The sequence below is a fragment of the Methylobacterium sp. WL116 genome (assembly GCF_008039455.1).
Classification (GTDB): domain Bacteria; phylum Pseudomonadota; class Alphaproteobacteria; order Rhizobiales; family Beijerinckiaceae; genus Methylobacterium.
The window spans coordinates 1-14,057 of sequence record NZ_VRUV01000065.1; the positions used below are offsets into that span (position 1 = coordinate 1).

Below are 14,057 nucleotides of genomic sequence, written 5' to 3' on the forward strand. Positions count from 1 at the left end.
CCTTCGCACCCAGCGGCACGCGCACGAGGGCGACGACGGGCAGCGTCAGGCCGACCGCGAGGACCCACCAGGCCGGGCGGATCACGTCGGAAAAGTCGAGGTTGGCGCCGAGCACGAGGTCGGCCGGGATGCCGCTCTTGATCCTGTACCAGGCCGCCTCGATGCCCGCGGTCGCGAGGGCGGCGGCAACGGCGAGCAGCGCGAGCGACCACGGCCGCATCGGCAGCCTGAACCGTTGCATCAGGCGCCAGCCCATCAGCAGCACGAACAGCCCGGTCCAGAACACCGGATCGGAGACGTCGATCTTCGATTGCAGGAAGTAGTGCAGCAGCCCGAGGATGCCGATCGCGTAGGCCGCCTTGTGGAGGCGCGACCAGCTCGCGCCCATCCGCCGGATCGCGGCGTCCGTCGACGTCGCCCCGAGGGCGATGAGGCCGACGAGCGCGACGAAGCCGATCGTGAGGTAGAACCGCAGCGCGATCTCGGAGACAACCTTGGCGAGGTCGAAGTTCTGGTCGACCACGTACAGCGCGAGATGCGCCAGCGCGTAGGCCGCCGTGGTCACGCCGAGCAGGCGCCGGACGTTGATCAGCTTCGGCCAGTTCGCCACCCGCCGCAGCGGCGTGACCGCGAGGGAGGCCAGCAGGAAGCGGATCGTCCACTCGCCGGTGCCGTGGATCAGCGCCGTGATCGGCTTCGGCCCGAGCGCGTTCGTCGCGTAGGCGCCGGCGAGGTAGACGGCCGGGGCGACGGCGAGCAGGAACGCGACGAGCTTCAGGAGCGAGAGGCGTCCGGCGCGGTCGAGCCAGGGCAGCGGCAGGGCGTGGGACATCTCGGCTCTTCGCATGCGGTGTCGATGATGGTTGGCGGCCTGGTCGGCCGGCACGGCGCGGGGAGCGCACGCGACCCATTCGCCGCGCTGTGCCTCCGGTTACGGGCACGGGCCATTCCCGGTTCCGAACCTGCGACGACGGTTGACCCTCCGCGATCCCGGCCGAGATACCCCCGCAACCCCACGACGCAGGACCGCCTCCGATGGATTACCGCACGCTCGGCCGCTCGGGCCTCAAGGTCTCGCCGATCTGCCTCGGCACGATGATGTTCGGCGGTGCCACCGACGAGGCCGATTCCGCGCGCATCGTCGCGAGCGCCCGGGATGCGGGCGTGAACTTCATTGACACCGCCGACGTCTACAATTCCGGCGCCTCGGAAGCGATCACCGGCCGCGCGATCGCGACGGATCGGCATGCCTGGGTGCTGGCCACCAAGGTCGCGAACCCGATGGGCGACGGGCCGAACGATCGCGGCCTGTCGCGCGTCCACGTCCTCCGCGCCGCCGAGGAGAGCCTGCGCCGGCTCGGGACCGACTTCATCGACATCTACTACCTCCACAAGGAGGACCACGCGACGCCGCTCGACGAGACCGTGCGGGCGATGGAGACCCTGGTCCGCCAGGGCAAGATCCGGCACTTCGGCGTCTCGAACCACCGTTCCTGGCGGATCGCCGAGATCTGCCGCCTGTGCGACGCCTACGGCATCGACCGGCCGGTGGTGAGCCAGCCGTACTACAACGCGCTCAACCGCATGCCCGAGACCGAGCACCTGCCGGCCTGCGCGCATTTCGGCCTCGGCGTGGTGCCGTACTCGCCGCTCGCCCGCGGCGTGCTGACCGGCAAGTACGATCCCGACGCCCCGCCGCCGGCCGACACCCGAGCCGGCCGCCAGGACACGCGGATGATGCAGACGGAATGGCGCCCGGAATCGCTGCGCATCGCCCGCACCCTGAAGGACCATGCCGAGGCGCGCGGCATCACCGCCGGGCAGTTCGCCTTCGCCTGGGTGATGAACAACCGCGCCGTGACCGCGGTGATCGCCGGCCCGCGGACCATGGAACAATGGACCGACTACCTCGGCGGGCTCGACTATCGCCTCACGCCCGAGGACGAGGCCCTGGTCGACGGCCTCGTCGTGACCGGCCATCCCTCGACGCCCGGCTACAACGATCCGGCGTACCCGATCGAGGGCCGGGTGACGGTGAGCGGCACGAAGGTCTGAGGCGGATCGGCCTCGTGCCGATCCGATCTTGGCGCAGGACGACACGTCGCTTCGGCGAGCGGCTTAAAGGTCGATTCACGCAAACGACCCTAGCGTGATGGTCGATCCAGTTCCTGCGTATCCGAAGTGCCATGCCCCCATCCGTCGAGGTCGCGCCCGACCTGTCCGGGCTGATCGAACTGTCGCGCATCGCGCATCTCGACCTGAAGCCCGTCATCCTGCGGGTCCAGACCGATCTGTTCGTGCAGGCGGCCCCGCGGCGGGCCGAACGGAGCTCGACCTGTCCATGCGCGGTTTCCTGAGCCGATCCTCGCTCGTCCTTGCGCTGGTCTGCCCCGGCGCGGCACTCGCCGCCTGCCCGCTTCCGGAGCCGCCGCCCGCCTCGGCCAAGCCGGAGAAGCCGGCCCTGCCGGCGAAACCCGCCTGCCTCGATGCCAAGGGCGGGTGCCCGGGCTGGGAGGCCTACAGCTACAACGACGCGATCAAGGCCTACAACCTGCAGCTCCAGGCGTTCCGGCCGATCGCGGAAGGCTACGTGCAGAAGCTCAACGCCTACGTGAAGGCGAGCGCCGATTACGCGCAGTGCGAAGTGAAGTCGATGCAGTAGCGGCCGCCTTCGCGGCCCGATCGGGACATGTTACGCTCGCCGCATGAGCGTGAAGCCGAAACCGCGCATGACCGTCGACGAGTTCCTGGCCTGGGGCGAGGGACGACCGGGGCGGCATGAGTTGCTCGACGGCGAGGTCTTCGCGATGTCGCCGGAACGGGTCCGGCATGCCGAGACGAAATTCGCCGCTCAACTCGCGTTGCGGGCTGCCATTCGGCGGGAGGGCTTGCCCTGCCAGGTGCTCCCGGACGGAATGACGATTCGGATCGAACGCACCACGGCTTTCGAGCCTGACGCCCTCGTGCGTTGCGGACCTCGTCTCGATCCGGACACGGTGGAAGTGACGGATCCGGTCATCGTGGTCGAAGTCCTCTCGCCGAGCACGCGATCGATCGATACGGGCGCGAAATTCGCAGGCTACTTCGGCATCCCGAGCGTGATGCATTACCTCCTCATCGACACGGTCAAACGCCTCGCCGTCCACCATCATCGTCGCGCCGACGACGTCATCGAGACGCGTATCGTCTCGGACGGCGTGCTGACCTTCGATCCTCCCGGCATCACCGTCCCGCTCGCCGAACTCTACGACGACGCCTGAGCCGCCTCGCTTGACCCTGCCGGGCGCCGGTGCGAGAGCGCGAGCGAATTTCCGAAGGGACGCCCGCATGACCGCTCGCCTCGACCTCCTGGTGCTCGGCAACGCCATCGTCGACGTCATCGCCCGCACGGACGAGGGTTTCCTCGCCGACCAGGGCGTGCCGAAGGGCGCGATGGCGCTGATCGACGAGCCGCGCGCCGAGGCGCTGTTCTCCGCGATGGGGCCGGCGACGATCGTGTCGGGTGGGTCGGGCGCCAACACGGCGGTCGGCGCGGCGCTGCTCGGCGCCAAGACCGGCTTCGTCGGCAAGGTCCGCGACGACGAGCTCGGCGGCCTGTTCAGCCACGACCTGAAGGCGACCGGCGTCGCGTTCGACGTGCCGGTGGCGACCGACGGGCCGGCCACCGCCCGCTGCTTCGTCCTCGTGACGCCCGACGGCGAGCGCACGATGAACACCTATCTCGGCGCCTGCCAGGGCCTGTCGCCGGCCGACCTCGACGAGGCGACGGTCGCGAGCGCCCGCGTCGTCTACCTCGAGGGCTACCTCTGGGACCCGCCGGCCGCCAAGGACGCGTTCCGCAAGGCGGTGACGATCGCCCACGGCGCCGGCAACGCGGTGGCGCTGACCCTGTCGGACGCGTTCTGCGTCGGCCGCTACCGCGACGAGTTCCTCGGGCTGATCCGCGACGGCAGCGTCGACATCCTGTTCGCCAACATCGGCGAGTTGCAGAGCCTCTACCAGACCGACGACGCGGACGTGGCGCTGAAGGCGCTCCGCGACGAGCGCGACGCCCGCGGGCGGCACCTGCTCGGCCTCGTCACGCGCTCGTCCGAGGGCGCGATGGTGGTGAAGGGCGGCGAGATCCGCTCGGTCGAGGCCTCGCCGGTGCGCGAGGTGATCGACACCACCGGCGCGGGCGACCTCTTCGCCGCCGGCTTCCTGGCCGGTCACGCCCGCGGCCTCGACTACGTCACCTCGGCCCGCCTCGGCGCGCTCGCGGCGGCGGAGGTGATCCAGCACATCGGCGCCCGGCCGCAGGGCGACCTCGTCGCGCTCGCCAAGGCGCAGGGGCTGATCTGAAGGATCAGGGCCGGAGCAGCACCTTGCCCACCGCCTCGCGCCGGCTGAGGATGCCGAGGGCCGCGGCGTAGTCCTCGAGGGGGTAGGCGCCGTGCACCCGCGCGGTCAGCCGCCCCTCGGCGACCCATGCGAGCATTTGGCGCTGGTTCTCGCGGTGCACCTCCGGCTCGCGCTCGGTGAAGACGCCCCAGTGGACGCCCATCACGTCGAGCTCCTTCAGCAGCATGATGTTGAGGGGCAGGCGGGGAATCTCGCCCGCGGCGAAACCCACGACGAGGAAGCGGCCGCGCCAGGTCAGCGCGCGGAAGGCCGGTTCCGAGAAGGCGTCGCCGACCGCGTCGTAGACCACGTCGACGCCCTTGCCCCCGGTCGCGTCCTTCAGGGTGTCGCGCAGGGTGGCCGGATCGTAGACGAGGCCCACCTCCGCCCCGTGCTGCCGGGCGATGGCGAGCTTGTCCTCCGAGGAGGCGCAGGCGATCACCCGGGCCCCGAGCAGCGCCCCGAGCTCGACCGCCGCGAGACCGACCCCGCCCGACGCCCCGAGCACCGCGAGCCATTCGCCGGGCCGGATCTTCGCGCGGTTGCGCAGGGCATGGAGGGACGTGCCGTAGGTGATCGTGAGGCCGGCAGCCTGCTCGTCGCTCACCCCGGCCGGAACCGGCGTCAGCATGCGTGCGGGCACCGCGAGCCGTTCGCGGCAGGTGCCGTGCTTGGCATGCACGATCACCCGATCGCCGACCCGCACGCCGTCCGCGCCCGGTCCCAGGGCCTCTACCACGCCGCAGGCCTCGCCCCCGGGCGAGAACGGCAGCTCGGGCTTCACCTGATAGCGCCCGGCGATGATCAGCGTGTCGAAGAAGTTGAGCGCGGCGACGGTGACCCGCACCAGGGCCTCGCCCGGGCCGGGGACGGGATCGGGCAGCGTCGCGATCGACAGGTCGTCCGGGCCGCCGAGCCGGGTGCACAGGAGAGCCTTCATCGCGCGCCTTCCGTTCGTTTCACCAGTTGCCCAAGGCCAGCCGATCGCCTCAGCGCCGCTCGTAGATTCCCGCCAGCGATCCCTTGGCCAGGACGTGGCCGCGCATCGCATCGACCAGGGCGCCGCGGCCCGGCGAGGCCGGCAGGTCGAGGAGGCGGTCGAGGGCGTAGACCTGGAACAGGTAGCGGTGCGGGCCGTGGCCGGTGGGCGGGTCGGGCGGAAGCCAGCCGTCCTTGAGGAAGCTGTTCTTGCCGAGATCGACGCGCGCGTTCGCAGAGGCCGCCCCCTCGGCCAGATCCGAAACGTCCGGCGCGAGGTTCCAGACGATGAGGTGCACCAGCGGCTGCGGCGTCGGGCTGCCGGCATCCTCGGCGAGGATCGCGACGCTCGCCGTGCTCGCGGAAAGGCCGCTCCAGGCGAGCGGCGGCGACGTCCCGTCGCCATCCGCGGTGAAGCGGACCGGCATGCCGGCGCCGTCGGCGAAGGCCGGGCTCGTCAGCGCGATCGTCTCCGGGGCATCGGCGAAATCGGCGTGGAAGACGGTCTTCTCGAGGCCGGCCTTGAGGCCGGACAGGGCCTGGCCGACCGCTGCGGGGATCTTCTCGAGCATCGGGTCTCCTTCGATTCTGACGCCGGTCGAACAGTGCCCTGCGTGCTAGGCCGGGCGCTCGGCCGCCAGCATGTAGTTCACCGCCGTATCGCGGCCCAGCCGCCAGCCGTCGGTGAGCGGATTGTAGACGACGCCCGTGGTGTCGGTGACCGACAGGCCGCCGCCGCCGAGCGCCGCCGACAGCTCGGACGGCGTCACGAACTTCTCCCAGTCGTGGGTGCCCTTGGGGAGCCAGCCGAGGACGTACTCGGCGCCGACGATGGCGAGCGCGAAGGAGCGCATCGTCCGGTTGAGCGTCGCGGCGAAGAGCAGGCCGCCGGGCTTCACCGCCGACGCCGCCGTGCGGACGAAGGCCGGCATGTCGGTCACGTGCTCGATCACCTCCATGATCAGCACCACGTCGAAGGTCTCGCCCGCGGCGACCACAGACTCGATGGTCTCGGCGCGATAGTCGACGGGCACGCCCTCGGCCTCCGCGTGGCGTCGCGCGGCGGCGATGTTCTGCGCCGCCGGGTCGAGGCCGGTGACGTCGGCGCCCAGGCGCGCGAGCGGCTCCGACAGCACGCCGCCGCCGCAGCCGACATCGACGATCGAGAGGCCCTGCAGCGCGAACGGCGTCTCGACCGACCGCCCGTGATGACGGCAGACCGCGTCGCGGATGTAGGCGAGGCGGACGGGGTTGAAGCGGTGCAGCACCCGCATCGGACCGCGCGGATCCCACCACGTCGCGGCGAGCGCATCGAACCGGGCGACCTCGCCGGGGTCGACGAAGCCGAGGCCCGCGCTGCTGCTCGCACCTGCCTCGATCCCGGCGGCGGTCTCGTCGATGGTCATCCGATCTCTTTCCATTCGGGGACGGCGCGCGCTCGGTGGTCGCAGTCCCGCGCCGACCGCGCACGGGCGACCGGCCGAGCGGGTGCTGCCGACCCTGCATTCCGGGTAAGTGGAGCTTGGCGGCGTGTTGACAGCCCCCGACCCCGCTTGTACCCGCCGGACGCCGGTCCGGTACAGCCGGCGGCGCGGCCGTTCGCGAATCGTTGGAGGCCGCCGAACACGCCCGGACATCTGAGCCCGGATCGGTCGTTCGACGAAGTTTGAGAAACGCGGACGCTGCATGCCCCGTCTGGTGATGAAATTCGGCGGCACCTCGGTCGCCAACGTCGAGCGCATCCGCAACGTGGCCGCCCACGTCGCACGCGAGGTCGCGGCCGGCTACGAGGTCGCGGTCGTGGTCTCGGCGATGTCGGGCAAGACCAACGAGCTCGTCGGCTGGGTCAAGGACGCCGACCCCGAATACGAGGCCGCCGAGTACGATTCCGTGGTCGCCTCGGGCGAGCAGGTGACCTCGGGCCTCCTGGCGATCGCGCTGCGCAAAGCCGGGATCCCGGCCCGCTCCTGGCAGGGCTGGCAGGTGCCGATCCTGACGTCCGACGCGCACGGCTCGGCCCGCATCGAGGAGATCGACGGCACCCGGCTCGACGCAGGGTTCAAGCGCGGCGAGGTCGCGGTGATCGCCGGCTTCCAGGGCATCCATGCCGAGACCGGCCGGATCACGACGTTGGGCCGCGGCGGGTCGGATACCAGCGCGGTGGCCGTCGCCGCCGCCATCGGCGCCGAGCGCTGCGACATCTACACCGACGTGGACGGGGTCTACACCACCGACCCACGCGTCGTGCCGAAGGCGCGGCGCATGGAGCGCGTCACCTTCGAGGAGATGCTGGAGATGGCCTCGCTCGGCGCCAAGGTGCTGCAGGTCCGCTCCGTCGAGCTCGCCATGGTGCACCGGGTGCCGACCACGGTCCGCTCCTCCTTCGATCCGCCGGACGCCGCGCGCCCCGGCACCCTCATCTGCGACGAGGACACAGACGTGGAACAGCAGATCATCACCGGGATCGCCTTCGCGCGGGACGAGGCGCAGATCACGCTTCGCCGCGTCAAGGACAGCCCCGGCGTCGCCGCCGCGATCTTCGGGCCGCTGGCCGACGCCAACATCAACGTCGACATGATCATCCAGACGGTGTCGGGCGACCAGTCGACCACCGACATGACCTTCACGGTGCCGGCCGCCGACTACGACCGGGCGCGCACGGTGCTCGACCGGGCGCACGACACGATCGGGTTCGCGCAGATCGAGGGCGCCACCGACGTGGTGAAGGTTTCGGCGATCGGCGTCGGGATGCGCAGCCATGCCGGCGTGGCGGCCAAGGCGTTCCGGGCGCTGGCCGACAAGGGCATCAACATCCGGGCGATCACCACCTCCGAGATCAAGTTCTCCGTCCTGATCGACGCGGCCTATACCGAGCTTGCCGTCCGCACGCTCCACTCGCTATACGGCCTGGATCAGGCCTGAGGCTTGCAGGCCCGTCCGACGGGTGCGACCTGAGATTGCCCGGCGCCGACACCCGGCGTCGCGCTGACAGGGGATTGACCAGACGATGCCCGCTGCGCCCGGAGGCCCGCGCCTGCTGCTGCGCCGCCTCCGCGAAGCCATGGCGGAGCCGGTCAGCCCCCAGGCGCGCCTGGACCGCATCGTCGTGGTCATCGCCGCCAACGTCATCGCCGAGGTGTGCTCGGTCTACGTCCTGCGCGACGACAACACGCTCGAGCTGTTCGCCACCGAGGGCCTGAACCGCGAGGCGGTCCACCTGACCCGGATGCGCGCCGACGAGGGCCTCGTCGGCCTGATCGCGCAGACGGCCGAGCCGTTGTCGCTCTCCGACGCGCAGACCCACCCGGCCTTCTCCTACCGCCCAGAGACGGGCGAGGAGGCGTATCACGCCTTCCTCGGCGTGCCGCTGCTCCGGGCCGGCAACACGCTCGGCGTGCTCACCGTCCAGAACAAGACCTACCGCGTCTATTCCGACGAGGAGATCGAGGCGCTCCAGACCACCGCGATGGTGCTCTCGGAGATGATCGCGTCTGGCGAGCTGCAGGGGCTGGCTCCCGACGCCGGCACCGCGGCGCGCCGCGCCGTCAACGCCCGCGGCGTCGTGCTCGCCGACGGCATCGGCCTCGGCCACGTGGTGCTGCACGAGCCGCGCATCGTCGTGAAGACGCTGATCGCCGAGAACGTCGAGGCCGAGATCGCCCGGCTCGAGGCCGCGATCGAGGCGGTGCGCTCGGCGATCGACGACCTGGTCGAGCGCGGCGACAAGATCGGCACCGGCGAATCTCGCGAGGTGCTGGAAACGGTGCGCATGTTCGCCCACGACAAGGGCTGGCTGCGCCGGATGCGCGAGGCAGTGGTCTCGGGCTTGACCGCGGAGGCGGCGGTCGAGCGCGTCCAGTCGGACAACCGCGCCCGGATGATGCGCCAGAGCGACCCGTACCTGCGCGATCGCCTGCACGACCTCGACGACCTCGCCAACCGCCTGCTGCGCCGCTTGACCGGGCAGGAGGGCGCGGGCGCGGGCGCCTACCTGCCCGACAACGCGATCCTGGTCGCCCGCTCGATGGGCCCGGCGGCGCTGCTCGACTACGATCCATCGCGCCTGCGCGGCGTCGTGCTGGAGGAGGGCGGTCCGACGAGCCACATCGCGATCGTCGCGCGGGCGCTCGGCATCCCTGCCGTCGGCGAGGTCGAGAACGCGACGGCGCTGTGCGATTCGGGCGACGCGATCATCGTCGACGGCGTCTCCGGCGAGGTCCAGGTCCGCCCGGGGCCGGAGATCGAGGCGGCCTATGCCGAGATGGTGCGCCTGCGCGCCAAGCGGCAGGAGCAGTACCGGGCGCTGCGCGACGTCCCCGCGATCACCCGGGACGGCATCCGCATCGGCCTGCACCTCAATGCCGGCCTGCTCGTCGACCTCGGCCACCTCAACGAGACCGGCGCGGAGGGCATCGGCCTGTTCCGCACCGAGCTGCAGTTCATGGTGGCGCAGCGGATGCCCTCGGCGGCCGAGCAGCAGGCGCTGTACGAGGCGGTGTTCGCCGCCACCGGCGACCGGCCGGTGACGATCCGCACGCTCGACATCGGCGGCGACAAGATCCTGCCGTACATGCCCAAGCTCGAGGAGGAGAACCCGGCGCTGGGCTGGCGCGCGATCCGGATCGGCCTCGACCGACCGGCGCTGCTTCGTGTGCAGCTGCGCGCGCTGTTGAGGGCGGCGGCCGGGCGCCCGCTCAAGATCATGTTCCCGATGGTCGCCACGGTCGACGAGTTCGTCCGGGCCAAGGCGATCGTCGATCGCGAGAAGGCGCATCTGCGCCGCCACGGCCATCCGCTGCCGAGCGATTGCCGCCTCGGCGCGATGGTCGAGGTGCCCTCGCTCTTGTTCCAGATCGACGAGATCGCGCAGGTGGCCGACTTCCTGTCGGTCGGCTCGAACGACCTGATGCAGTTCCTGTTTGCGGTCGACCGCGAGAACCGCCGCGTCGCGGACCGGTTCGATCCGCTCTGCGCCGCGGCGATCCGCGCCTTCCGGTTGATCGCCGAGCGCGCGAACGCGGCCGGATGCCCGGTGACGGTGTGCGGCGAGATCGGCGGACGGCCGCTCGAGGCGATGGCGCTGATCGGCATGGGCTTCCGCGACCTCTCGATGTCGCCCGCCTCGATCGGCCCGATCAAGGCGATGGTGCTGAGCCTCGATGCGCGGGCGATCGCCGACGTGATCGACGCCGAGATGGCCCGCGCCCATGACGGCGCCTCGATCCGCCCGGCGCTCGCCGCCTTCGCCAAGGCCCACGGCATCCCGGTCTGACCCCGCCCAGCGTGAAGACCAGGCTCGTTTCCGTCAGCGTCCCAGAGTAGACCCCGGTCGATGATCCCCTTTCCCCCCGACCGCCTCGACGCCATCCTCGTGCGCCACGACATCGTCACCGGCACCCTCGCCGCCGGCGATGCGAGCTCGGAGAGCATCGTCCAGCTCTCCCGCGAGCTGTCGGATCTCGATCCCGTGGTCGCCGGCATCCACGCCTATCGCGCCGCGGCCGCCAACCTGGCCGAGGTCGAGGCGCTGATCGACGAGCCCGGCGGCGACCCGGAGATGCGTGCGCTCGCCGCCGCCGAGAAGCCCGACGCCGAGGACGCGCTGATCAAGGCGCACCGCGACCTGCAGCTGATGCTGCTGCCCAAGGACGCGGCCGACGAGAAGAGCGCGATCCTCGAAATCCGCGCCGGCACCGGTGGCGACGAAGCCGCGCTGTTCGCCGGAGACCTGTTCCGGATGTACGCCAAGTACGCCGACACCAAGGGCTGGAAGGTCGAGGTCATCTCCGAGAGCGAGGGCACCGTCGGCGGCTATCGCGAGGTCGTGGCGGAGGTGAAGGGCCGCGGCGTCTTCGCCCGCCTGAAGTTCGAGAGCGGCGCCCACCGGGTCCAGCGCGTGCCCGACACCGAGGCGCAGGGGCGGATCCACACCTCCGCCGCCACCGTCGCGGTCCTGCCCGAGGCCGAGGAGGTCGACATCGTCGTCAACGACGCCGACCTGAAGATCGACACCATGCGCTCGCAGGGGGCCGGCGGCCAGCACGTCAACAAGACCGAATCGGCGATCCGCATCACCCACCTGCCGTCGGGGATCGTGATCTTCGTCCAGGAGGAGCGCTCCCAGCACAAGAACCGCGCCCGCGCGATGTCGCTGCTGCGGGCCAAGCTCTACGATGCCGAGCGCTCGGCCAAGGATGCGGTCCGCGCCGCCGACCGCAAGTCGCAGGTCGGCACCGGCGACCGCTCGGAGCGCATCCGAACCTACAACTTCCCGCAGGGCCGGGTGACCGACCACCGAATCAACCTCACCCTGTACAAGCTGGAGGAGATGCTCGCCGGCACCGCCCTCGACGAGCTGGTCGACGCGCTCGTGACGGAGCATCAGGCCGAGCTGCTCGCCGCGGAAGGCATGGCGTGAGCGGACGGGCCGACGCGCGCATCGTCCGCCCGGATCATACGCGCAGCCTTGCCCTGCGGCGCCTCGCCGAATGCTTCGCCGCGGAAGGCATACCCGAGGGCGATGCCCGCTTCCTGATGCTCGGCGTGCTCGATCTCCGCGCCGTCGACCTCGCGCTGCACGGCGGCCGAGCCCTCGGATCGGAGGGCGCGGACAGGTTGGAGGCCGCCGCGCGCCGGCGCGTTGCCGGAGAACCGGTGGCCCGCATTCTCGGAACGTGGGAGTTCTGGGGCCTGCCGTTCCGGCTGTCCCCGGAAACGCTGGTGCCGCGGTCCGACACCGAAACGTTGGTCGACGCCACGCTGGAAACGGTTTCGGACACGGCGGCCCCCCTCCGCATCCTCGACCTCGGCACCGGCAGCGGCTGCATCTTGGTCGCGCTGTTGAGCGCGTTGCCGAACGCGACCGGCATCGGCCTCGATCGCTCCTGGAATGCCCTGCGCACGGCGCGCGCAAACGCGCTCGACAATGGCGTCGCTCATCGCACCCTGTTCGTCGCCGGCGATTGGTGCGAGGCGCTCGTGGGCCGGTTCGACCGGGTGGTCTCGAACCCGCCCTACATCGCCAGCGCCGTGATCGCCGGCCTCGATCGCGAGGTGCGCGAGCACGATCCGATGGCCGCGCTCGACGGCGGCGGCGACGGGCTTGCGGCCTATCGACGGATCGTCGATGCGACGGCAGGCGGGTTGCTCGCGCCGGGCGGCTCGCTCCACCTCGAGATCGGCTACGATCAGGCGGACGCCGTGACGGAGCTGGGCCGGAAGGCGGGCCTTCGACAGAGCGGCATCACGCGCGATCTCGCCGGGCATACGCGGGTCGCGTCGTTCGTCGGTCGGCCCGACAAGGCGCCCGCATAGGGGATTTATGGCACCGATCACGCAAAATTCGCCGGAATCCCCATCAACTTCGCGCTGGATCCCCCGTCTCGACTTGCGGTTCGCGGACGATCCGTTAAGACGGAAAGCCGTAGGTTCGGTATAGCGCATCCTTTACGGGGTGGCGGCCGATCGCTCCACCGTCGATCAGACGCAGGCTCGGGTTCGAGCAGCGGCGCGGCGGTTTTCGAACCTGACAATCGACGGGCGTCTTGGACGCAAGCGTAGGCCCCGAGGGATCGGGACAGACGGCTGGTAGGCGAGCGGTTCGTGGATCAATTCCGATAATCCGTCCGCGGGCGCCGGCGAGGACCCGCACTGCGGCGCCTCGGGAGCCCGGCCCCCAGCCTTCCCCCCGACCAGACGCGCCTTTCGCAGTAACGAGGGTCATCTGAGACCGATGAGACCAAACCAGAACCGACGGGTGCGCGGCCGGAACCGGCCGAAGGGCCCGAACCCGCTGACCCGGTCCTACGAATCCAACGGACCCGACGTCAAAGTCCGCGGCACCGCCCAGCACATCGCCGACAAGTACGCTCAGCTCGCGCGGGACGCGCAGGCGGCGGGCGACCCGGTGGCGGCGGAGAACTACTTCCAGCACGGCGAGCACTATTTCCGGATCATCTCCGGCGCGCAGGAGCAGGGCCGCCCGCAGGCCGGCGCCGGCTACGCCTCGCGGTCGTACGACGACGACATGGAGGACGGCGACGAAGAGCAGGGCGGCGAGGCCAACGGCCAGGGCTATGCCGGCTACGCGCCCGAATACGGCGATCCGGGCCAACAGCCGCAGCCCTACGACAACCGCAGCGAGGGCGGCCAGCAGGACGGGCGCCAGGATCGCGGCCAGGATCGCAACCAGCAGGACAGGTTCGGCCAGAACCAGAACCGCGGCGACCGCCAGGAGCGCCGCGACCGGTTCCAGAACAACCGCAACGACCGGCCGCGCTTCGACAACGGCGCCCGCTTCGACAACCAGCGTCCCGACGGCAACCGCCAGGACGGCGGCCGGCAGGATCAGGGCCGCCAGGAGCACGGCCAGCGCGCCGATTACGATCGCCAGGACGCGCCCCGGCAGACCTTCAACCGCCAGGACAGCGGGCGGCAGGAGAACGGGCGGCAGGAGTATCCGCGCCAGGACAATCGGCAGGAGAACCGCGCCGAGTTCAACCGCCGCGATCAGTCGCGGGACGAGTTTCCGCGCCAGGACCTTTCGCGCCAGGATCCGTCTCGTCAGGAGCAGCCGCGCGCCGAAGCGCCCCGCGAGAACCGTAACGAGAACGGACGCACGGAGCAGCCGCGCCGCGAGCCGCGCCAGGAGGCCCGGACCGAGATGCCGGCCCGCGCCGAGGCGCCGGTGCGTGCGGAAG

The 14,057-nt window shown here is 70.9% G+C and carries 14 protein-coding genes; 10 read left to right on the top strand and 4 right to left on the bottom strand.

The annotated features are described in order from the left end of the window. On the bottom strand, nt 1-832 hold an 832-nt coding region (locus FV223_RS07965; protein ID WP_147726308.1), incomplete at its 3' end, for a protein-methionine-sulfoxide reductase heme-binding subunit MsrQ. Nucleotides 833-1,035: 203 nt separating this feature from the next. Between FV223_RS07965 and FV223_RS07970 the strand changes: the two genes are divergently transcribed. The 5 genes from FV223_RS07970 (at nt 1,036) to FV223_RS07985 (ending at nt 4,341) form a co-directional block, all read left to right on the top strand. After that, nucleotides 1,036-2,055 (top strand): aldo/keto reductase, encoded by a 1,020-nt coding sequence (locus FV223_RS07970; protein WP_147726309.1) that lies wholly within the window; start codon nt 1,036-1,038, stop codon nt 2,053-2,055. Between the two features lie 131 nt (nt 2,056-2,186). Continuing rightward, a complete protein-coding gene (locus FV223_RS30185) occupies nt 2,187-2,357 on the top strand; it encodes a hypothetical protein (protein WP_187276091.1) in 171 nt (56 codons plus the stop codon). Beyond that, complete coding sequence (locus FV223_RS07975; protein ID WP_147726310.1) at nt 2,342-2,662, top strand: hypothetical protein; 321 nt, start codon at nt 2,342-2,344, stop codon at nt 2,660-2,662. Before FV223_RS30185 ends, FV223_RS07975 begins: the two co-directional genes overlap by 16 nt. 43 nt (nt 2,663-2,705) lie before the next feature. Next, nucleotides 2,706-3,260, top strand: coding sequence for a Uma2 family endonuclease (locus FV223_RS07980; protein ID WP_147726311.1), 555 nt, complete (start codon nt 2,706-2,708; stop codon nt 3,258-3,260). A 67-nt stretch (nt 3,261-3,327) separates the two neighbouring features. Next, nucleotides 3,328-4,341 carry an adenosine kinase gene (locus FV223_RS07985; RefSeq protein ID WP_147726312.1) on the top strand — a complete coding sequence of 338 codons (1,014 nt, stop codon included), beginning with the start codon at nt 3,328-3,330 and terminating at the stop codon, nt 4,339-4,341. Nucleotides 4,342-4,345: 4 nt separating this feature from the next. Here the strand turns inward: FV223_RS07985 and FV223_RS07990 are convergent, their stop codons facing one another. From FV223_RS07990 to ubiG, 3 genes are read right to left on the bottom strand one after another with little or no spacing between them, the layout of a single operon-like run. Continuing rightward, on the bottom strand, nt 4,346-5,320 hold the full coding sequence (locus FV223_RS07990) for an NADPH:quinone oxidoreductase family protein (protein ID WP_147726313.1): 975 nt from the start codon (nt 5,318-5,320) through the stop codon (nt 4,346-4,348). A gap of 49 nt (nt 5,321-5,369) precedes the next feature. Beyond that, the gene (locus FV223_RS07995; RefSeq protein WP_147726314.1) at nt 5,370-5,930 is read right to left on the bottom strand and encodes a YbhB/YbcL family Raf kinase inhibitor-like protein; all 561 of its coding nucleotides are present in this window, start codon (nt 5,928-5,930) and stop codon (nt 5,370-5,372) included. A gap of 45 nt (nt 5,931-5,975) precedes the next feature. Beyond that, a complete protein-coding gene (ubiG, locus tag FV223_RS08000) occupies nt 5,976-6,764 on the bottom strand; it encodes a bifunctional 2-polyprenyl-6-hydroxyphenol methylase/3-demethylubiquinol 3-O-methyltransferase UbiG (protein WP_147726315.1) in 789 nt (262 codons plus the stop codon). 280 nt (nt 6,765-7,044) lie between these two features. Between ubiG and FV223_RS08005 the strand changes: the two genes are divergently transcribed. The 5 genes from FV223_RS08005 to FV223_RS08025 all read left to right on the top strand — a co-directional run. Then, entirely contained in the window at nt 7,045-8,280 is a 1,236-nt protein-coding gene (locus FV223_RS08005; protein ID WP_147726316.1) for an aspartate kinase, read from the top strand. An 85-nt stretch (nt 8,281-8,365) separates the two neighbouring features. Next, nucleotides 8,366-10,630 (top strand): phosphoenolpyruvate--protein phosphotransferase, encoded by a 2,265-nt coding sequence (gene ptsP / locus FV223_RS08010; RefSeq protein ID WP_147726317.1) that lies wholly within the window; start codon nt 8,366-8,368, stop codon nt 10,628-10,630. Nucleotides 10,631-10,690: 60 nt separating this feature from the next. Continuing rightward, on the top strand, nt 10,691-11,776 hold the full coding sequence (prfA, locus tag FV223_RS08015; RefSeq protein ID WP_147726318.1) for a peptide chain release factor 1: 1,086 nt from the start codon (nt 10,691-10,693) through the stop codon (nt 11,774-11,776). Nucleotides 11,777-11,829: 53 nt separating this feature from the next. Continuing rightward, complete coding sequence (prmC, locus tag FV223_RS08020) at nt 11,830-12,672, top strand: peptide chain release factor N(5)-glutamine methyltransferase (RefSeq protein WP_246686570.1); 843 nt, start codon at nt 11,830-11,832, stop codon at nt 12,670-12,672. A gap of 442 nt (nt 12,673-13,114) precedes the next feature. Then, on the top strand, nt 13,115-14,057 hold a 943-nt coding region (locus FV223_RS08025; RefSeq protein WP_147726319.1), incomplete at its 3' end, for a DUF4167 domain-containing protein.

Coding starts and splice junctions, on each gene's coding strand:
- FV223_RS07970 (WP_147726309.1), top strand. CDS start 1,036: ATGGATTACCGCACGCTCGGCCGCTCGGGCCTCAAGGTCTCGCCGATC.
- FV223_RS07980 (WP_147726311.1), top strand. CDS start 2,706: ATGAGCGTGAAGCCGAAACCGCGCATGACCGTCGACGAGTTCCTGGCC.
- FV223_RS08005 (WP_147726316.1), top strand. CDS start 7,045: ATGCCCCGTCTGGTGATGAAATTCGGCGGCACCTCGGTCGCCAACGTC.
- ubiG (WP_147726315.1), bottom strand. CDS start 6,764: ATGACCATCGACGAGACCGCCGCCGGGATCGAGGCAGGTGCGAGCAGC.
- FV223_RS07975 (WP_147726310.1), top strand. CDS start 2,342: ATGCGCGGTTTCCTGAGCCGATCCTCGCTCGTCCTTGCGCTGGTCTGC.
- ptsP (WP_147726317.1), top strand. CDS start 8,366: ATGCCCGCTGCGCCCGGAGGCCCGCGCCTGCTGCTGCGCCGCCTCCGC.
- FV223_RS30185 (WP_187276091.1), top strand. CDS start 2,187: ATGCCCCCATCCGTCGAGGTCGCGCCCGACCTGTCCGGGCTGATCGAA.
- FV223_RS07990 (WP_147726313.1), bottom strand. CDS start 5,320: ATGAAGGCTCTCCTGTGCACCCGGCTCGGCGGCCCGGACGACCTGTCG.
- FV223_RS07985 (WP_147726312.1), top strand. CDS start 3,328: ATGACCGCTCGCCTCGACCTCCTGGTGCTCGGCAACGCCATCGTCGAC.
- FV223_RS07995 (WP_147726314.1), bottom strand. CDS start 5,930: ATGCTCGAGAAGATCCCCGCAGCGGTCGGCCAGGCCCTGTCCGGCCTC.
- prfA (WP_147726318.1), top strand. CDS start 10,691: ATGATCCCCTTTCCCCCCGACCGCCTCGACGCCATCCTCGTGCGCCAC.